Annotated in this window: 14 protein-coding genes, 1 pseudogene and 1 riboswitch; of the genes and pseudogenes, 10 read left to right on the top strand and 5 right to left on the bottom strand. The window is 65.8% G+C overall.

Features of this window, described 5'->3' with window-relative positions:
- The first annotated feature begins 21 nt into the window (after positions 1 to 21).
- From VB059_RS09195 to cobM, 10 genes and pseudogenes are all read left to right on the top strand, one after another.
- Positions 22 to 6,843, top strand: coding sequence for a PA14 domain-containing protein (locus VB059_RS09195; RefSeq protein WP_323421724.1), 6,822 nt, complete (start codon positions 22 to 24; stop codon positions 6,841 to 6,843).
- A gap of 12 nt (positions 6,844 to 6,855) precedes the next feature.
- A complete protein-coding gene (locus VB059_RS09190; protein ID WP_323421723.1) occupies positions 6,856 to 7,338 on the top strand; it encodes a hypothetical protein in 483 nt (160 codons plus the stop codon).
- A 384-nt stretch (positions 7,339 to 7,722) separates the two neighbouring features.
- Positions 7,723 to 8,046, top strand: coding sequence for a hypothetical protein (locus VB059_RS09185; protein WP_323421722.1), 324 nt, complete (start codon positions 7,723 to 7,725; stop codon positions 8,044 to 8,046).
- Positions 8,047 to 8,134: 88 nt separating this feature from the next.
- Positions 8,135 to 9,327 (top strand): annotated as a pseudogene (locus VB059_RS14555) (IS3 family transposase).
- A gap of 521 nt (positions 9,328 to 9,848) precedes the next feature.
- Positions 9,849 to 10,532, top strand: a complete 684-nt coding sequence (locus tag VB059_RS09165; protein ID WP_323421718.1) for a hypothetical protein — start codon at positions 9,849 to 9,851, stop codon at positions 10,530 to 10,532.
- Positions 10,529 to 11,545, top strand: coding sequence for an RHS repeat-associated core domain-containing protein (locus VB059_RS09160; protein ID WP_323421717.1), 1,017 nt, complete (start codon positions 10,529 to 10,531; stop codon positions 11,543 to 11,545). Before VB059_RS09165 ends, VB059_RS09160 begins: the two co-directional genes overlap by 4 nt.
- A 256-nt stretch (positions 11,546 to 11,801) precedes the next feature.
- Entirely contained in the window at positions 11,802 to 13,451 is a 1,650-nt protein-coding gene (locus VB059_RS09155; RefSeq protein WP_323421716.1) for a hypothetical protein, read from the top strand.
- Between the two features lie 358 nt (positions 13,452 to 13,809).
- Positions 13,810 to 14,586 carry an ISL3 family transposase gene (locus VB059_RS09150; protein WP_323421715.1) on the top strand — a complete coding sequence of 259 codons (777 nt, stop codon included), beginning with the start codon at positions 13,810 to 13,812 and terminating at the stop codon, positions 14,584 to 14,586.
- Between the two features lie 206 nt (positions 14,587 to 14,792).
- Complete coding sequence (cbiE, locus tag VB059_RS09145; RefSeq protein WP_323421714.1) at positions 14,793 to 16,016, top strand: precorrin-6y C5,15-methyltransferase (decarboxylating) subunit CbiE; 1,224 nt, start codon at positions 14,793 to 14,795, stop codon at positions 16,014 to 16,016.
- Entirely contained in the window at positions 16,013 to 16,753 is a 741-nt protein-coding gene (gene cobM / locus VB059_RS09140) for a precorrin-4 C(11)-methyltransferase (RefSeq protein ID WP_323421713.1), read from the top strand. The genes cbiE and cobM overlap by 4 nt, the downstream gene beginning before the upstream one ends.
- Positions 16,754 to 16,851: 98 nt before the next feature.
- On the opposite strand, the gene VB059_RS09135 is transcribed toward cobM, so the two are convergent.
- The 5 genes from VB059_RS09135 to VB059_RS09115 all read right to left on the bottom strand — a co-directional run bounded on the left by VB059_RS09135 (position 16,852) and on the right by VB059_RS09115 (position 20,452).
- Positions 16,852 to 17,679: an energy-coupling factor ABC transporter ATP-binding protein gene (locus VB059_RS09135; RefSeq protein WP_323421712.1), complete on the bottom strand. Its 828-nt coding sequence runs from the start codon at positions 17,677 to 17,679 to the stop codon at positions 16,852 to 16,854.
- Positions 17,676 to 18,455: a cobalt ECF transporter T component CbiQ gene (gene cbiQ, locus VB059_RS09130; protein ID WP_323421711.1), complete on the bottom strand. Its 780-nt coding sequence runs from the start codon at positions 18,453 to 18,455 to the stop codon at positions 17,676 to 17,678. The genes VB059_RS09135 and cbiQ overlap by 4 nt, the downstream gene beginning before the upstream one ends.
- 3 nt (positions 18,456 to 18,458) lie before the next feature.
- On the bottom strand, positions 18,459 to 19,034 hold the full coding sequence (locus tag VB059_RS09125) for an energy-coupling factor ABC transporter substrate-binding protein (protein ID WP_323421710.1): 576 nt from the start codon (positions 19,032 to 19,034) through the stop codon (positions 18,459 to 18,461).
- Positions 19,027 to 19,722: an energy-coupling factor ABC transporter permease gene (locus VB059_RS09120; RefSeq protein ID WP_323421709.1), complete on the bottom strand. Its 696-nt coding sequence runs from the start codon at positions 19,720 to 19,722 to the stop codon at positions 19,027 to 19,029. The genes VB059_RS09125 and VB059_RS09120 overlap by 8 nt, the downstream gene beginning before the upstream one ends.
- 36 nt (positions 19,723 to 19,758) lie before the next feature.
- Positions 19,759 to 19,879: riboswitch (cobalamin riboswitch) on the bottom strand.
- Complete coding sequence (locus VB059_RS09115) at positions 19,871 to 20,452, bottom strand: non-heme iron oxygenase ferredoxin subunit (protein WP_323421708.1); 582 nt, start codon at positions 20,450 to 20,452, stop codon at positions 19,871 to 19,873. It overlaps the preceding riboswitch by 9 nt.
- Between the last annotated feature and the right edge of the window lies 1 nt (position 20,453).

Raw genomic sequence — 20,453 nt, 5'->3', positions numbered from 1 at the left:
CTGGCGATGGGGTCAGGAAGGTTGGGCGGGATCAAGAAGAAGGAGAGTTGGGGGACTCGCGTCACCCACGGGATTCTTCTGCTTCTGGTTGTGGTGTTGACGTTCAATTTTGTTGAGCCGGGTGTGAAGGCGGTTGCGGCGCCGCCAGCCGCGGCGAAGAAGTTTGATACGAATTACAAGCTTGATCCCCTCAGGTCAGCCGACGTGCAGCAGCGAGCTGCCGTGACGCAGCAGACCGGTGTTTCTCCGCAGCCGATGGTTGAGGATCCGAAGGGCCGTCGGTCTGAGGATGTCAGCAGGCGTACTGCTTTCACCTCCACGTATGTCAACAATGATGGCACGAAAACGATGGAGTATTCGGCCGATCAGCGCAATTACAAGGATGGATCGGACTGGAAGGCGATTGACAACTCCCTCGATCCGGTGGTGCGGCAAGCGCCTGCCCCCACCTTGTGGCAGAGGGTGAGCGGCAGGCAGCCGAAGGCGCCGGATCCTGAGCAGTTCACGGGCAAGGCCGGCACGCTGAGTGCCGACATCAAACCGCTCTCGGAAGGCGTCACGGTAGGTGTTGCTGGCAGGACGATTGCGATGCGGCCGGTCGGCGCGCACGATGTCAAGCCGGTCCGGGAAAACAGCACGAGCGTCATCTACAGGGAGGCGTGGCCGAACATCGACCTTGAGTACGAGTTGCGCGGCGAATCGGTCAAAGAGATCATCATCCTGAAGAACAGGGATGCCCGGACCAGGCTCGATTTTTCGGTGACAGGTGGCAGGGTCGTCAATCATCCGTCGCGGCAGGGTGAGTTGACGGTGGAGGGCCTGCCTGCAGAGTACAGTTTCAGTGCTCTCACGTTGGGCCTCCAGGATCGGGGGGTGATCAGTGAGGCGCGTGTCACGCAGGCGCCGACCGAGAAGGCGGACGGCATCACGATCTCGCTGGACAGCGATTGGATGAAGGCGCAGCCGGCGGGTTCATTCCCGATGCGCATTGACCCGAGCCTCGGGAAAGACGCGACAAGTTACCGGATGTTCAAATCCGATGGCTACAGTTGCGACCGCAGTAATTGCTATGCAAACATTGGGGCGTTGTACGACAACGGCTGGAAGAGCTGGCGGTCCTACATCAATTTCCCGTATGACGACCTGGCGGGGAAAAAGATTCTGAACGCAACTCTGCACGGCTACTTCAAGGCTGGTATCGGGGGTGATGTGTACGGTCGGTGGATAAATATGGGGCATGCCAACTGTACTGGCTACTGGTGCCTAGGGACACAGGTCGGCACCACGAACCAAGCGGCCGACTTCGATATTGACTTCACCGGCGGACTTCAACAGGTCATCAACAACAGCGACTGGGGTGCCACCTGGAGCCTTTGGGGCGAGGAGGGCAACTATACGACGTACAAGCCGTATCAGAACATTGTTGCCTACATCAATTACGATTCCCCCACACCAGAGGCGACGGCTATCTCACCCGCCGACGGGCAGGTCGTCATCGATACCCAGCCGACGTTGAAGGCCAGCCCTGTCACCGATCCGGACGGTCCGGTGCAGTATCGGTTCAGTGTCGCGACGAATACCGACGGCAAGACCGGCGCGGTCATCAACTCGGACTGGAGCGAAAGCCCCACGTGGTCGATTCCGGACGGGGTGCTCCAGGACGGCTCCTCGTATTACTGGCGGGTGTACACGCGCGACACGACGGCGACGGGTCAGCAGACGGAGGGCGGGGTCCATCGGTTCAGGGTTGACCTGCGTGCCGGCAAGGACAGTACGCAGAGTTATGACACGATTGGCCCGGTCGGGACGGATCTGGCGACCGGTAACGCGACGTTGTCGGCTGCCACGCACAGCATGAACGCGCTGGGCGGCAGTATCGGATTGGGCCTCACCTACAACACGCCCAACAGGGCGAAGAAGGGGCTGGTCGGCGAATACTGGAATGTTGCCCCTAATTATGCGTTCGGTGGCGGTGCGCCGTCGACGCAGCCGAGTCTGACCAGACGCGATCAGAATATCGATTATGGCTGGGGTGCGGGGTCTCCGGCCAGCAATATCGGGTCCGATTGGTTCTACACCCGGTGGACAGGCCGGTTTGTGGCGCCTGCGACGGGTAGCTATCAATTCGGTGGCGACAACGATGACGCGATGCATGTGTGGGTGAATGATGTCGATGTCTATGACAACGCGTACAGTGGCGGTGGTGTCCAGTACGGGGGCCAGGTCAGTCTGCGGGCAGGCCAGGTCGTCCCGATCCGGGTGGACTATTTGGAAGCGACGGGAGCGGCGACGGCGCGTCTCTATGTCAAGGGTGCGGTGAGCGAACAAGTGGTGCCGCAGGACTGGCTCTACACGAACGTGTCGAATCAGTCACCGTCGTACGGCCTGAAGGGGCGCTACTACACCGACGATTCAAATGCCCACGATCTTGATGCGGCGGCCGCCGATCCGTCTCGGTTGATGTTGGCGCGCCGGGATCCGGTGATGAACCTGAATTTTGGTGCCGGTAGTGCTGCGCAGGGGCTCCAAGCGGACAACTTCATGGCCCGGTGGACGGGTTACCTCACGGTGCCGACGGCTGGGGACTACACGTTGGGAGCGTTGTCCGACGACGGGATCCGGATCAAGGTGAACACCGGCGCCTGGCAGACCGTGGTGGACCGGTGGCAGGATCAATCCGGTACCTTCTGGGGTAACAGCGTCTCGCTCCCGGCGAACACCGCGGTGCCCATCCAGATCGACTGGTACGAACACGGTGGCGCTGCCGCTGTCGATTTGCGGATCCAGGGGAACGGATTCGGCGATCAGGAGATTCCTGCGACGTGGTTGACGCCTGGCGCCGCGGTGGTGCCGGACCAGTGGCAGCTCGGTGTCGATGTGGACGGCAACGTCGGCTACGAACGGTTGCGCGCCTCGAACAACTCGGTCGTCCTCGACGACTCGACCGGGAGTACCCACGAGTACACCTACACCGACGGCGGATACAAGCCCCCGGTCAACGAAGATGGCAACCTGTCGAAGAATCCCGACAACACCTACACGTTCATCGATGCTGACGGCCAGACATACCTCTTCGATGCCGCGGGAAAACTGACCTCGCTCACGTCACCGGCTGACGACCGTCAACCGGCCGCATTGAAATACACCTACGCGGGCGATCCGTCTCGGCTGGTGCGGATCGAGGATGGTGTGACCAGTGCCCGCTTCGCCACGGTGTACTACAAGGGCATCAACGACGAGAACAACATCTGTGACAAGAACGGGACGAACAACCCGTCCAGCATGCTCGGCCTGACATCGAGCTTCGCGGACGCGCCCGCCGGGGAACTGTGCGCGTTCACGACCAGCGATGGCGACGTCACGAACCTCTACTACGACACCAACGGCAATCTTGTCCGGATCGTCGCCCCCGGCGGTCAGATCACCGATTATGCCTACGATGCTGTCGGGCGGATCACGAGTATTCGCGACGGGGTGGCGGCGGATGCGATCGCGGCGGGCGTGCGGGCCAACGACGCGACCCTCACCTCCGAACTGTCCTACGACAGCCTCGGGCGCATCACGGCGGTGAAGGCCCCCGCAGCTCAACCCAACGACACCCGCCTTGAGCACACCCTCACGTATGCGCCCGGCACGACGGCGATGCACATCACGGGTGCGGCCGAGCCGAACGGGTTCAGCAAGCGCATCCGATATGACTCACTGCTCCGCACGACCAGCGAGACCGATCTCACCGGTAAGACGAATACCACCGAGTGGGATCCGGTGAAGGATCTGCAACTGTCGGAAACCGATGCGACGGGTCTCACCAGCACGACGATCTATGACGGTGAGGACCGGCCGACCGATAGCTACGGGCCCGCGCCGACGGGCTGGTTCGGTGCCGACCGCCGGCCGGTGGCGGCACAGGCACCCAATGTGCCGCACACCTCGACCGGCTACGACGAGAACATCAACGGTTTCTCGACAAGCTGGTATAACCTCAAGAGCACCACCATGACCATGTCCGGCCCGCCGGTCCTGAATCGACTCGGCTACGCCGGCCCGACCGCTCCGGCGAACTCCAACCCGGCGAACACCCGGTTCGACTATCAGAGCTCTACCTTGCCGATCACGCCCGACACCAGCATTCCGGGCGTCGATGGGTACGGACTGAGAGCGACCGGGAAGATCACCTTCCCCAGCACGGGCACTTACACCTTCAAGGCGTGGTCCGACGACAGTCTGCGGTTCTCGGTTGATGATCACGTGCTGATTGACAACTGGGGAACGAAGACGGACGGGAACGCTCAGAACAACTGGACCGTAACGTTTGATGCGACTGCGGGGAAGTCTTATCGTGTCGCGGTCGAGTATGGGCATGTGGGCACGCCAGGTTCCTTCGACATCTTCCTCTCAGGCAACGGCATACCCAATGAGAGCGGATTTACGATCGGCACGCGTGATTGGGGCCCGTGGCTCAGGCCCGGCTACAGCCTGACCACCAGCGCGACCGGCTACGACGCCCAAGCGGGCAACGTCACGAGCACGACGCAGTATGCGAATCCGGCGTACGGGCAGGTCGCCAGCACCACATTGGATCCGGCCGGTCTGAACTACACCGCCCAGGCCGGCTACGAGGCCCCGGGAGCGGGTTTCCTGCGCCAGATCTCGAAGACGCTGCCGGGTGGGGCGCAGACCAGCTACCGTCACTACGGCGCCAACGACACGGCTGACAACCCGTGCACGCCGACGGTCGAGGCATTCCACCAGGCCGGGCAACCCAGGGGAAAGACCGAGCCGACCGGGCGTACGACCGAGACGATCTACAACGAGTCCGGCGAGGTGGTGGCGACCCGCTACAACAATGACCCGTGGACCTGCACCCATTACGATGCGCGGGGTCGGGTCACGACCACCACGGTCCCGGCCCGCAGCGAGAACGGTCAGACGCTGCCGGGACGGACGATCACCAACGACTACGCGGTCGGCGCCAACCCGCTGATTACCGCCACGACCGATGAGGCCGGCACGATCACCGTGGAGAACGACCTGCTGGGCCGCCCCCTCAAGTACACCGACGCGACGGGCAGGGTCACCACCAACACCTTCGACCTCTACGGGAAGTTGATCAGCCGTACCAGCCCGGTGGGTACCGAGACGTTCGAGTACGACTCCTTCGACCGGTTGACCACACAGAAGCTCGACACGGCCACGATGGCGAGCGTGACCTATGACGAGTTCAGCCGGATCCAGAAGGTGGACTACCCGGCCGGTCTGAGCCTGTCCAGTATCACCCGCGACAGCCTCGGCCGGGAGAATGGGAACACCTACACGCTGTCGGGTGGCCAGACCCTGGCCGACCAGGTGACCCGTTACACCAGCGGTGACATCAAGAACGGCACCGAGCTCGGGGTCGCGAAGTCCTACGCCTATGACAAGGCGGGCCGGTTGACCGGCGCGACGATCGGCAACAACGCCTACGCCTACGGCTTCGGCGCCCAGGACACGAGTTGCCCGGCCACGCCCGGGTATGACGCGGGTAAGGACGGCAACCGGACCAGCCAGAGCGTGAACGGGCAGGCGACGACCTACTGCTACAACAACGCCGACCAACTGATCGCCAGTAGCGATTCGACGCTTACCAGCGCGCAGTACGACAGCCACGGGAACACCACCAGCTTGGGTGATGCGACACACCGCACCGATCTCGGCTACGACGCCGGCGACCGGAACACGGCCATCACCTCCGCCACGACCCAGACGCTGTTCACCCGTGACGCGCAGAACCGCATCATTGCCCGCGAACACCGGCAGAACGGCGCCACGACAAGCCTCGTCAAATACGGCTTCACCGGTGGTGGGGACACCCCCGACTTCCTGACCGACGCGAGCGGGACCGTCAAGCAGAAATACCTCGCCCTGCCCGGCGACGTCCTGGCCACGATCACCACCGGCGCGACCGGAGCCGATGCGGCCACCTACAGTCTGCCGAACCTCCACGGTGACGTGTTCGCGACCGTCAACGCTCTTGGTGCCCTGCTCAGCGTGTTCATGACCGGCCCCTTCGGGGAGATCCTGCGCACCCCGATCAGCCAACCCACCGGTGCCCAGGGTGTGACCGCTACGCCGCGCAACACCGCCGACGGCACCACCTACGGCTACCTCGGCCAACACGAGAAGCTGACCGACACCGACACCAGCCCCATCGCCGGCGGCATCACCCAAATGGGCGCCCGCCTCTACATCGCCACACTCGGACGATTCCTGTCGATCGACCCGAAAGAGGGCGGCACCGACAACAACTACGCCTATGCGAATGATCCGGTCAACCAATTCGATCTTGACGGAACCGGTATCCTGGACTTTCTGGTGAAGAATCGGGGAGTGATCTCAATGGGGCTGGGGATCGCCACAACAGTAGGCTGTATCGTGGGCGGGCTCATTACTTGTGCGGCAGTCACGGCGGTGGCCTGGGGAGTCCGGACTGTCACGACCGTGGCAGCAGCGCATCAACAGGGCGGGACATGGGGACAGGCCATACGACGCAGCGGACGAACCATCGCCGCCGACACTATCTGGACCGCAGCCTCCTTTGGCCTCGGCTTCGCAGGGCGATACGCGCAGTTCGGCAAGTCGTACGTTTCCAGAGGCCGGAAGAAAGTAGCAACGGCGGCATACAGAGAATTCACCGGAGGTCGATGGCACCGTCGCGCGGTCATCACAGCTTTCACGAGCGGGGGGACAGTGGCTTGGACATATGGTAACTGGCGAAAGAATGGGGGTTCTGTCGCCAAGCTGTATTCAAGTTGGCAGACAGGTTGGCAGAGTACTCGTCGTCGAAACCTTCGATATCGGCACTGAGAGGAGAATTTGATGGAATTGAATTTTTGCGGGAGAAGGTTTCTGTCAACTCTCCCCATTCCGGGGGTTAGAGGGATCTTCATTTATCCGGCTGCGGCATTCGGCGTGGCTGCGCTGATGAGTCGAGCGTGGACTCTGGGGGTGGCCCTGGTGGCTTTGGCATTAATTCTCTATTTCTTCTTCGTTGGAGACATTTCGATAATATTGAGTGAGGCTGATTTGAGGAAATTCTGGTTTCGACGGGTTCCTCGATCGAGGATCTGCAAGGTTCAGCTCGCCTGTTACTTGGTTACGGAACTCCTTCTCAAGCGTTATCTGGGGTACGTGGTTCTCGACGATGGCAGTTTTGTATTGCTTGAACCTCTGGATGCATGGCCCTATCAGCGTCGCCGTCAGAACTCGCGTGCGATGCGGCAGGCTAGGGAAGTAGCTGAATGGGCGGGGGTGTCGCTCGAAGTAATTGATGACCTCGAGATGTCGCCGAACCTATTTTAGGTCATTGGAGAAATGTTTCGGAAGATTGGTGCTCCCTGTCAACTCCTAGGGCATCTCGAAGAAAAGTAAAATTTTTCTCCCATGGAATTAAGCGAAAGAGGGTGCGGCATGGGTGGAGGTCCCGCTCGAAGTGATTGATAGATTTGATCTATTGATCTGATGCGTCGAAATGTTGTGGGTGTCTGTTCGGGATGATCGATAGGGCCCCTGTGGGGGGCGCGAACTCTGGCGACCCAGAGCGCGGCATTATTAGAAGTTTGAAAGTGGGGTTTGGGGATGAGTTCTCCCGAGTCGGCTGGGCCGCTTGATTCTACTGAGCCACGTCGTATTCTGCCCTTGATATTTGTCATGATGCCGTCGTGGGCGGCGCTAGCGTGCTTGTGGTTGTACTTCGCGATCAACATCACCTTCGGAATTGTGGTGCTGGGATGGGGGATCGTGTTCGGGTGCTACTATGCGTCTCGCTGGCTCGGCTTCCTCGGCAGATGGAAGGCGACCACGCAGGATGGTGGGGATCCCGGCAAGATCAGCATCTTCCACTTCCTTAGCCGCCCGTACCTCACCGCCTGCGTTCACGGGGCGGGAATCCGCTCTGGGGAGGGTCTCTGGTACTCCATGGAGATGCTTCCGTACTACCTGATGGCGCTGACCATGGTGGCTATTTTTGTCTTCATGGCGGTCACGACAGTCATCGATCTCGTTCGGTGAGGGGGTGTCCCTGAGGTTGACCCCGATTCCTGGACACTGACCAGGCGGGACCCGCGTGTTCGCGGGCTTGTCGGGGAGGATGTCCGTGATGGGCACGAGTAAGAAGAAGAGGGCGACGTATACGCCCGAGTATCGGCGTGAGGCCGCGCACCTGGTGATCGATACCGGGCGGATGGTCGCCGCGGTCGTGCGGGAGATCGGGGTTGGCGAGCAGTTGCTGGGCCGGTGGGTGCATGCCGAACGCGCCCGCACGGGCGGGGACGCGCCGTTGGATGTCGACGAGCGGGCCGAGCTGGAACGCCTGCGTCGCGAGGACCTGGAGCTGCGGATGGACAACGAGTTCCTGGGAAAAGCGGCGGCCTTCTTCGCCTCGAAGCAGAACCCGAGGAGCGGTTCGCGGTGATCGAGGCGGAGAAGGCCGGCCCCACGCCCTTGACGATCTCGTGGATGTGCATGCTGCTCGGTGTGGACCGGCGCCGGTTCTATGAATGGCGTGCCCGGGTCGCCGCGGGCCCGTCGGCCCGGCAGCAGAGGGCCGCGGAGCTGACCGCGCAGATCGTCGCGTTCCATGCCGCCTCGGACGGCACGTACGGGGCGCCCCGGATCCGCGCCGACTTGTAGGATGCCGGTGTTGTGGTGTCGCGGAAGACGGTCGCGAAACTGATGCGTGACCAGGGGATCGCAGGGATCAGCCCGCGCACCTGGCATCCGGCGACCACCGTGCACGGGGAGGACCCGTTCCCGGTCCCGGACCTGGTCGAGAGGGAGTTCGACCAGGGTGAGCGTGATGTCGCCTGGTTCAGCGACGTCACGTACCTGCGCACCGGTGAGGGGTGGGCGTACCTGTGCGTGGTCCGGGATGGGCACACCCGCCGGGGCCTCGGCCGTCACGTGGCGGACAGCATGCATACCGATCTCGTCGAGCACGCGCTGCGGCAGGCCGTCGCCCTGCGTGGGGAACTGCCCCGGAAGGTGATCTTCCACGCGGACAGGGGCAGCCAGTACACCGGCGGGCAACTGGCCGACGTCGCTCGCGAGCTCGGCGTGCTGCGATCGATGGGGCGCACCGGGGTGTGCTGGGACAACGCGGCCGCGGAATCGTTCTGGTCGGTCTTCAAGAACGAGTACTACGACCGGCACGTCTTCGCCACGATCGACGCCGCCCGCCGTGGCTCCTACGCGTGGATCGACGGCTGGTACAACGCCCGCCGACGCCACTCCGGCATCGGCTACCTCAGCCCGCTAGAGTACGAACGCCGCCAACTCGCACTGGCAGCCTGACCAACCAACCACCTGTCCGGGATCCGGGGTCAACCTCAGCTGGCATCGGTTGCGCCGTTGTTGCTGGGGCACTGGCCGGTGCCGCCATTGGTGCGGGCACATATGCTATTCAGGCGAGGAGCGCCTTCTCTTGGAGCGGATTGGGTAAGGCCGCAGCGCGCGGCGCAGTCAAGGGAGCAATTACCGGGGCAATCGGCGGGGTGATGGGCGCGGTTGGCCGAGGAGGTCAAATTGCATCAAAGGCGGCCAGATATAGAGGCGAATGGTCGGGCTATTCGTTAGGAAGAACAAATCGCAGTGCGGCGCATATCGCTGGAAGACTGTGCAGATTCAGAAGTCACGGACTTCGAGGCATGCGGGGGCCCGCCGGTAAAGCGGACGGAAGGTACGCCGGCAAGCGCGTCATGAATTTCGAGCGGTTTGAAACTCCTCCGTTGTCGAAGAAATCGTTCGGCTGTTCCCAACAGATTTGCAGACGGACATCTTGTTGTGAGCCGGTTCTGGTGAGAGGGGTAGGGGCTGTGGCGGCTGTAGAATTATCGGGACTGTTAAGGGAGGGGTCACGCGTCGAGATCGACCGAGGTAAGGGGTGGGCCGAGCTGCGACTATTGCAGCTTGTCGACGCAGAACGGGGTGAGCCGATAAATGAATGGTTCTACGTATTCGCGTGTAACCGCTACTACTTCGAAATGAAGGTGCCCACTGACTTCCCGGGACAGGGAAGCGCGTTCCTCATTCAAGATGAGCTTGACATTGGAACGTTAACCGAATTTGCTCGTAGGAAAGTGCGAGAGCTTGACTTCAAGGACTGGGGCGACTTCTACGGGGAGATGGTCAAGGAGTTCGTCCATCAGGAATTCGAATTTAGGGGGCTCATAAAAGAGCCTCAGTCTCTTCATAGAATTGACTGTCGTAGAGGGTGGGCTCAGTGGCGTGCATTGAATCTCTATGACAGGCTAAGAAATCGGGGGGTTGCCGAGTGGTTCTACGTTGTCGCATGCAATAGGCACTACCTCGAGAGAATATCCTCCAGTTATTACGGAAAGGAGGGCGCATTCCTGGTTCAGGAGGAATTCAATGAGAACGATTTGATTCGATTTGCGCAAGATAAGATGTCGAAATTGACATTCAGTAGTTTTGACGATTTCTTCAAGAAGATGTCATTGGAGTTTATTTGGGAAGATGAAGACAGAAAGTGGTGGTGACAACCGCCGTGTACGACAGCCACGGCAACACCACCGGTCTGGGCGATACTCGCCACCGGACCGGGTTCGGCTACGACGCCGGCGACCGGAACACGGCCATCACGTCGGGCACGACCCAGACGCTGTTCAGCCGTGATGCGCAGGACCGGATCATCGCCCGCGAACACCGGCAAAACGGCGCCACGACCAGCCTGGTCAAATACGGCTTCACCGGAGCCGGTGATGCCCCGGACTTCGTGACCGATGCCACGGGTGTGGTGAAGCAGAAGTACCTCACGCTGCCCGGTGACGTCCTGGCCACGATCGATACTGGCGTGACCGGGGTCGGTGCGACTACGTACAGTCTGCCGAACCTCCACGGTGATGTGTTCGCGACCGTCAACGCTCTTGGGGCCCTGATCAGCGCGTTCATGACCGGCCCGTTCGGGGAGGTCCTTCCCACCCCGATCACTCAACCCGTCGGCGCGCTCAACCCGACGGCCACCCCGCGCAACACCGCCGCCGGCACCACCTACGGCTACGTCGGCCAACACGAGAAGCTCACCGACACCGACACCAGCCCGATCGCTGGGGGCATCACCCAGATGGGTGCCCGCCTCTACGTCGCGGCACTGGGGCGTTTCCTCTCCATCGACCCCCAAGAAGGCGGCACCGACAACAACTACGCCTACACCAACGACCCGGTCAACGATTCTGACTTCACCGGCGAATTTGCTGCTGCCTTGGCTGCTGCACCTGCCCTCCTCGGTGTCGGACCCATCGGGTGGGCGGTGCTCATCGTGCTCGCGCTTGCCACAGTCGCCTACGCTGGATACTTGGTCTACCAGGCCTCCTCAGTGAGGTCGAATGCGGGAACGGCAATATCGGGAGCACAGCGCTCCTCAGGAGTCGTACAGGATTCCCGGAGTAAGTCGAGAGTCGAGCCGAGAGTAGTTCCCCGTCCCCCAGCGGACTTCTTACCGATCCAACAAGTCCTACATCGTCTACGAAATCACTTACGGCGGCAGACATAACAGTCGAACATATAAGTATGGAATCTCCTCTGCCGTCAACCTTTCTCGCCCAAATGGTCAGAAATCGAGATGTCGGAGAATGACGGGGGAGGTGTGTGACGTCAAGGTCTTGCGCAGGAATGTTCGAGGTTACTATAATGCCCGGGTTCTCGAGTATGGCTACATCTCTCGCTATCGCACTAAGTGGGGGCATTGTCCTATAGGTCAGCGTTACAGCTGCAAGTGAAATGTTTGCGTGGTGGTGCGGTATTCTGACTTGGCGTTCATGGTTGGCGTCTCGTATGTCGTTGGTGGTGCGGGTGATGTTTCCGGGTTTCCGGAAGATATTCACAGGCTGGCGCTACGTACGGATTTTTGGGATGCGTTGCGGGGTCCTGAAGAAAATCGTCCCTACGTTTCTTTGGATTTGTTGGATATTCACAGTCAGCCGATCGCGCTCCGGTGGGATCGAGATCTCAAGACTTGGCGGGCCGAGGTTGGCACCTTGACGTCGACCCCTGGGTCGCTGAGTGAGGCGGAGTGTCGGGCGTGGTTCTGGCGGTTGGTGTCGGAGGCGCTGGCGGCGTTGGGGCGGCGGGTGGAGCGGGAGGTTCCTTCGTTGTGGGAGTTGGCTCCGGAGGCGGTGAGGGCTGTGGAGGACTTTCCCTTGCGGCATGTGCAGCTTGCGCCGGCGTGGGGTGGTGCCGCGACGGGCAAGCGGGTTGCTGCGGCGGTTGCGCGGTGGCGTCGGCTTGCGGGGCCGGTGGTGAGCCGGCTCGATGAGGCGGTGCGGGCGGGGGCTGTCCAGGCGCGGGTCCGGCAGCCGGAGGCCTATATCTGGCCGAGTTTGGCTGGCCGGTCGCTGCCGGAGGATCTGCGGGGCGTGTCGAGCGTGTTGCCGGTGAGGGTGTCGCCAAGGCTGGTCGAGGTGTCGGAGGCGGAGGCGTTCGCGTCGGTGTGTGCGGATCTGCAGGCGTGGTGGCGGGCGGTGTGCACGGTCCCGGCGGATCCGCTGGACGCGTCGATCCTGGTGTCGGAGTACTCGTGGGTGTCAGGGCTGCATCCGGAGACGGAGACGCGGCCGGTGAGGCTGCGGGTGCGGGAGTCCTGGGAGGGGGTGTTCGGCCGGCTGGAGGAGGAGACCGCCTCCGGGGTGCGGGGCAGTGAGGAGGAGCGACTGGTCATGCCGGCCTGGGTCTATGCCCGGGAGGAGTGCGGCGAATGTGATATCCGGCGGGACGGGTCGGTGGAGATCAGTGCCTTGGACCCGTTCGGGCTCGGGGGTGGGGCACGTCGGTTGGTGCTGCCGGCGTCGGACATCGGCCGCGGGCGAGGGCCGGTGCGGCGCGCGCCTCGCGGCGGGGTGGATCAGGGAGTTGGCGTGGCAAACGGAAGGGACGACGGGGGTGGCGAGGTGGCGTACGACGTGGACGACGAAGGCATTTCCGGTGACGACGGCGAGGAATGGCTGGGGTGGGCGGATCCGGGGTTCCGGGCGCATTTCACTGATCCGATCTATGAGGATCCGGCCGGTGAGTTTGCGCCGTTCGGGACCGATGAGGGTGCCGATCTGTTGACGGAGTGGTCGGAGCGGGTCGACGAACTCGCTGATGACATGACGGTGGCCGACCTGTTGGCTGAGAGTGGTTTTGAGGGGGTGTTGGAGGACCTTGACCTGCCCGACGGTGGTGAGGCCGTGCCGGAGCCGGGTGGGCCGATCGATGCGGCGACGATCGTGGTGGGGGCGGCCTTCACCCTGGTGCGGTTGAGTGGGCGGATTGATCCGGCCGGTCGGGCCGCGGCGTTGCGGGCTCTGGCGGTGCTGGAGGCCGCGTACGGGCAGGTGGCGGAGTTGGAGCGCCAGCGGATCGACCTGGAGACCTGGCAGAACCCAGGAGGTGGCGCCGATGACGACGAAGCGCAGTGACCGGGGGACTGTCACCGGGAGAGCGTGAAGAGGCACGGCCAGCGTGCTCGCGTTGATCGGCTTCCTGTGGATGATTGTGTTGCGGTCGTCGGCCTGGCTTGGTGCCGGCCTCGTGGGTCGGGGGCTGTCGGGTTCTGTAGTGCTGGGCGGGCGATCGAGGTGTTCAGGGGCGTGGGCGGGTCTTCCCGCCCTGTTCTCCGTGTTGGCTCCTCGAGTGGTGCTATTCCTCTATTGGGTAGCTAAATCTCTGTAAGGGACAGGCCTGCCTTTTCGTGTCGTGGCTGCTTTCGGGCGCTTCGTTGGAGGCCTGCAGCCGGTCAGGGACGGTCGACCGGCTCCGCCGCCAAGGATGGTCGCGATGCGGGCAGGCAGGTTGGCAGGCTCGAAGGAGCTGACCGGCATGGTCGACCTGACTCGCGACGCGACCGGCCGGATCCACGCCCGTCTGCTCGACCTGGTCCCGGGACGGTCGAAGAAGGCCTACGCCGACTGGCTCACCGCCCGTGGCAACGACTTCCGCAAAGGGATCGGTGTCGCGGCGCTGGACCCGTTCGGCGGCTACAAGGCAGCGATCGATGACCACCTCGCCGACGCGACCGCCGTCCTGGACGCTTTCCACGTCGTGAAGCTCGGGACCCAGGTCGTCGACGAGGTCCGTCGACGTGTCCAGCAGGCCACCCTGGGGCACCGGGGCCGCAAGGGGGATCCGCTGCAGGGGATCGCGACGATCCTGCGGGCAGGAGCGGAGAACCTCACCGACAAGCAGTACGCCCGGCTCGCCACCACTGTCGACGGCAACGAGGCCCACGTGGAGGTCTACGTCGCGTGGCGCTGCGCCCAGGACCTGCGGGCCGCCTACAAGACAGCCGACACCGCGCAGGGACGCCGCCGTGCGGAGAAGATCCTGGACTCCTTCCACACCTGCCCGATCCCCGAGGTCGCCCGACTCGGGAGGACCCTCCGACGCTGGCGGACAGCGTTCCTGGCCTACTTCACCACCGGCCGGGCCAACAATGGCGGCACCGAGGCCATCAACGGGGTCATCGAACTCCACCGCCGCCTCGCCCGCGGCTACCGCAACCGCCACAACTACCGCCTCCGCATACTCCTCGCCGCCAGAGGCCTCACCCACTGATCCCCACCGGATGTCCCAAGAGCCAGATAACAGGTATAGATAGGGGATCTATGCCAGCAAGGCCATTGGAAGATTTGATTCAGACAAAAGGTCGGGTGGCGGCCGCCAGGCCGCCTCGCTCCGGGCTCGGCGACACCGACCGCCGACTCGTGCGTATCCCGGCCGCCGCGTGGGCCGGGGAAGGGGACGCCGTTAGGGTGTAACCCGTGATCGAGGTCGTGGGTGTGAGGGCGGACGGGCCGGACGAGGCGGCCCGACGGCTGCTGGCCGACGCCGAGGTGGTGCTCGGCGGTGAGCGCCACTTGGCGATGGCCCGCGCCCTCGGGGTGGGGGCCGAGCTGATCGCGTGGCCGTCACCGATGCGCCCCGCGCTGCCCGGCCTGATGGCGTCGGTCGCCGACCGCCGGGTGGTGGTGCTGGCCTCCGGTGACCCGATGGTCTCCGGCATCGGCTCGACCCTGGTCCGGCTGCTCGGCCCGGACGCCGTCCGGATCCACCCCGCTGCGTCGTCGCTCGCCCTGGCCCGGGCCGAGATGCGCTGGCCGGAGGAGACCTGCGACTTCGTCAGCCTGGTGGGGCGCGACGTCAACCGGTTGCGCCGGCACCTGGCGCCCGGCAACCGGGTGATCGCGCTGTCCGGGGGCGCCGGCACGCCCGCCGCCATCGCCGAGCTGCTGCGCGCGGAGGGTTTCGGGGCCACCCGGATGACCGTGCTGGCCGACCTCGGGGCGCCGGAGCAGGCCCGGTACGACGGTCTCGCCGCCGACTGGCCCTACGACACGGTCCCGGCGCTGAACGTGCTCTGTCTCGACGTCGCCGTCTCGGCCGGGGCGAGCCCGGTCGGCCTGTCGCTGGCGCCCGGGCTGCCCGACGAGGACTTCGAGAACGACGGGCAGCTGACCAAGCGGGATGTCCGGGCCTCGGCGCTGGCCCACCTGCGCCCCTGCCCCGGGGAGCTGCTGTGGGACGTCGGCGCGGGCGCCGGGTCCGTCGGCATCGAATGGTCCCGCCTCGATCGCCGCAATCGGACGATCGCCGTCGAGCGTGACCCCGAGCGGGCCGCCCGGATCCGTCGCAACGCCGACCGGCTGGGCGTCCCCGAGCTACAGGTGGTGCAGGCCGACGCGGCGAGCGGGCTGGGGGATCTGCCCACCCCCGACGCGGTCTTCATCGGCGGCGGCGCCACCACCGCGGTGATCGAGGCGTGCTGGCACGCCCTGCGCACCGGCGGGCGCCTCGTGGCCCACACCGTCACCCTGGAGACCGAACAGGCCATCATCGACGCCTGGCAGCGCCACGGCGGCGATCTGACCCGGTTGTCGGTCGAGACGAGCCAGCCGATCGGGCGGTTCACCGGCTGGAAGCCGGCCCGGCCCGTGGTCCAATGGTCCGCCACCAAGCATCCGCCGACCGCCGAGGAGATCGTGTGACCGTCCACTTCATCGGAGCCGGCCCCGGCGCCGCCGACCTGCTCACCTTCCGCGGGGCCAGCCTGATCGGGGCCAGCCCGGTCTGCCTCTACGCCGGGACGTACGTCACCGACGAGATGCTGGCCCACTGCCCCGACGGCGTCGAGCTGGTCGACACCGCGGTCGTCAACCTCGACGAGCAGATCGCGATCATGAAGCGGGCCACCGCGGAGGGCCGCGATGTCGCCCGGCTGTGCTCCGGCGACCCGTCGATCTATTCCGCCGTTGCCGAGCAGACCCGCCGGCTCGACGCCGAGGGCATCGACTGGGACGTCACCCCCGGGGTGCCCGCCTATGCGGCCGCGGCCGCGCTGGTCGGCAAGGAGCTGTCCGTCCCCGAGGTCGCCCAGACCGTGATCCTGACCCGGGCCCAGCGCGCCTCGACGAAGCTGCCGCCGGAGGAGTCCCTCGCGGAGCTGGCGAAGACCCACGCCACCCTCGTCCTGCACCTGGCGATCCGCTTCGTCCGCGAGCTGCAGGAGACCCTCATCCCCGAGTACGGCGCCGACTGCCCGGTGGTCGTCGTCTCCCGCGCCGAGCAGCCGGACGAGCTGATCATCCGCGGCACCCTCGCCGACGTCGCCGACACCGTCGAGCAGCACGGGCTGCGGCAGGCCGCGATCATCATCGTCGGCTGGGCCCTCGACGCCGAGGACTTCCCCGACTCGCACCTCTACCGGACGCGCCACCTGCCCTGATCCCACTGCAGCCGGTCGGGGACGCCGGGCGAGCACGCCGGGCGAGCACTCCGACCCCGGGCAGGGAACCACGCCACCGCACGTGGACCTGCGCCGAGCTACTCGGGGACGGCTCGCGTCGAGGCATCCGCCGCCAGCAGGTCGGCCACGTCGGCGATCCCGCGAGGGCGCGCCGACCAGCCGAGCCGCTTGGCCAGGTCCAGTGGCCAGGGTGTTCGCAGGTGCGCCGCCCGGACCAGGTCGTCGTCACCGAGCAGCTCCTCGACCGGCCCCTGGGTGGTCCGGCCGCCGGTGACGATGATCGCCGTGGTGGCCCAGGCGAGGGCCAGATCGACGTCGTGGGTGGCCATGATCACCGTCGTGCCCGAGTCCTCCAGCCGGGTGATGGCGGTCAGCATGTCCTCGACCGCGTCCGGGTCGAGCCCGGCGGTGGGCTCGTCGAGCAGCAGGTAGTCCGGGCGCATGGCCACCGCGCCGGCCACCGCGACCCGCTTCTTCTCACCGTACGAGAGCTGGTGGGTGGCCCGGGCCGCCAGGTGCGTGACCCCGAGCAGCTCCAGGGCCTCCGCCACCCGGGCCTGCGCCTCGTCGTCGGTGAGTCCGAGGTTGAGCGGGCCGAACGACACGTCCTGGCTGACGTCGGCGCTGAACAGCTGGTCGTCAGGGTCCTGCAGGACCAGCTGGACCCGGCGGCGGTGGTCGATCAGCCCGCGGCGGTTGTGCCGCAGTGCCGCGCCGTCGACGACGACGTCGCCGTGCTCGGGGACGATCGCGCCCGACAGGCAGGCCAGCAGGGTGGTCTTGCCGCAGCCGTTCGCCCCGAGCAGGGCGGTGCGGTGGCCGGGGCGGATCTCGACGTCCACCTCCGACAGCACACGGCCCCGGGAGGGATATCCCGCGGCGAGCCGATGGGTGGTGAGGCTCATGGCAGCAGTCCGAATCCTTGGGTCCCGATCGCCAGCAGGGCCAGCAGCCAGGTGATGGTGAGGGCGAGGAACACCGGGGAATGGGGGCGTACGTGCTGCAGGGTGCGCAGGTCGTCGGTGTAGCCGCGACCCGCCAACCCCTGCTCCAGCCGGCGGGACCGCTCCCAGGCGCGGACCAGTACGCCGGCGGCGAGCGAGCCGAACGACCGCAGCGACCGGCGGAAACCGACGTAGCCCAGCCGGGCGGCCTGGGCCTGGCGGATCGTCACCGCGCAGTCCCACAGCACGAACAGCAGCCGGTACATCAGCGCGGCGATGTCCAGGGCCGGGCCCGGGATCCGCAGCCGCCGGCCGGCGTCGACCAGGTCGACCATCGGGGTGGAGACGGCCAGCAGGATCACCGCGCAGGTGCCGGCGATGCTGTGCCCCAGGACCGTCCCGGCGCGCGCCACCGACTCGGCGGTGAGGGCGAACGGGCCGGCGCTCCACCACACCGTGGCGGACGGGGACAGCGCACCGACCTGCAGCGCGATGGACAGCACGCCGGTGACGACGAAGGCGACCGGCAGCAGCAGGGCACCCAGCCAGGTGCTCCACGGGACCCTCGCCAGCCGGAGCGCGGCGACGGTGAGGCCGACCGCGATGACGGGTCCCACCGGCCAGGCCGGCGTGCTGAGCCCGATGAAGAGCGTGCCCAGGACGAGCAGGGCCTTGTCGGCGACCGCCACGTCGCGCCACGGGCTGCCCCAGGCAGCCCCGTCGACGGAGAAGGCCATCGGTCAGTGCTTGTCGGTGACGACCGGACGGGTGACGACCCGGCCGGTGACGACCTCGCCGGTGGGGGCCGGGACAGCGGGGACCGGGACAGCGGGGACCGGGTCATCGGCGGGCACTGTGAGCTGCTCCACGTCGGTCCGGCGGCCCTCCTGGAGGCGGCGGATCGCGGTGCGCGACTGCAGACGGCCGATCGCCCACCCGAGGATCGCGCCGCCGAGGGCGGCCTGGGCGGCGAACAGCCCGGACTCGATCTCCGGGCTGCCGGTGTCGAAGACCGGCTCGAACCACGGCTTCACGCCGAGTTCCTCCAGGGCGGCGACGGCGTTGGAGTCGGCCCCGCCGAACTCGGCACCCGGGGTGCGGCTCCGGGCGATGGCGAAGGTGACGACGAGCAGCACGACGACCAGGCCGGCGAGGGCCCAGGTCACCCACCGGCGCTGGGTCGAGGGGGCGGAGGCGGTCGATGGTGTGGGTGTGGCCGGTGTGGCGCGCGCGGCCGGTGCGCCGGGCGCGGCCGGTGCGCCCGGCGCGGCCGGCGTAGCGGAGGCGGGGCCGACGCTGAGCGGCTGGTCAGGCACTGATGGTCACCCCGTTCGCGGAGGCGTCGTGCTCATCGGTGAGGACGCCCAGGCCGATCAGCTCGGGCCCGGCGATGGTGCGCAGGACGCGGAAGAGGATCACCCCGACCAGGCCCTCGACGATGGCCAGCGGGACCTGGGTGACGGCGAAGATGGTCAGGAACTTGCCGATCGCGGCGCCGAAGCCGGGCTCGGGGTAGGCCAGCGCCAGCTGGCACGAGGTGACGACGTACGTCGACAGGTCCGCCAGCGCCATCGCGAAGAACACCTGGATCTCCAGTGGTGTCCGCAGCTTCTTCAGGGCCACGTACGCGGCGTAGCCGACCCATGGCCCGACGATCGCCATCGAGAAGATGTTGGCGCCCAGCGTGGTGATCCCGCCGTGGGCGAGCAGCAGGGCCTGGAAGAGCAGCACCACCGCGCCCAGGAAGGCCATCACCGGTGGCCGGAAGAGGATCGCGCCGGCCCCGGTGCCGGTCGGGTGCGACGACGAGCCGGTGACCGACGGCATCTTCAGGGCCGACAGGATGAAGGTGAAGGCGCCGGCGGCGGCGAGCAGGACCCGGTTCTCCGGGTGCTCACGGACCTGACGTACGGTGGCGCGGACGCCCTGGACGACGAAAGGGGTGGCGGCGACCGCCCAGCCGATGCAGTGTGAAGCGGGGAGGAACCCCTCAGCGATGTGCACGATGTGTCCTTCCGGGATGACGCGTCCCGATCGTCGGCTGGCTGTCACACGGCGGACGAGTTCCTGACTTGTCTCACAGTGGCGCGACCGTGCCGGATTCCCACCGGCTTCCTCGTCCCCCCGTGCCTCATTCTTGGCCCGCACGCTATCACAGCGATGTCCCGGCGGATCGGCCCGGGGCGCCGCCGCCGGGCCCCGGCTCCGCGTTCCGTCCGGGCGGTCCGTCTGGTTCCTGCCCGGGACGGTCGGCCGGGTGGCCGGGCCATAGCCAGACCTCATCGCCGCGCACCTCGACCCGGTGGGTCGGCTCCGGCACGGTCGCCGGCGGGCACAGCGCCTCCCCGGTGCGCAGCGAGAAGCAGGCCTGGTGCACCGGACACTCCACCCGGTCGCCCGCGATCCAGCCGTCCGACAGCGAGGCGTAGCGGTGGGTGCAGATGTCGTTCAGCGCATAGAAGTGGCCGCCGCTGCGGAAGACGGCGATGTCCTCGCCGGTGCCGTTGACGGCGCCGTCGACGACCAGGGCGCTGCCCTCCTCGAGCGCGTCGACGGTGGTGACCCGCAGCGGTGGCAGCGGCTCCGGCGGCGGTGACGCCGACGTCCGGTCGCGAGGCCGGCCGGGCGTACGGTGCCCGTCGGGCCCCTGCGGGGTCGCCCGGTGTGCGGAAATGCCCAGCGCCCGACGGAGCCATCGTGTCGGTGATGGCCCACGCCGGGCGCTGTCGGTCATG

The organism is Raineyella sp., from assembly GCF_034933565.1.
Classification (GTDB): Bacteria; Actinomycetota; Actinomycetes; order Propionibacteriales; family Propionibacteriaceae; genus Raineyella.
Note: the sequence above shows the minus strand (reverse complement) of the source record. Positions and strands in the feature narration are given on the sequence as shown.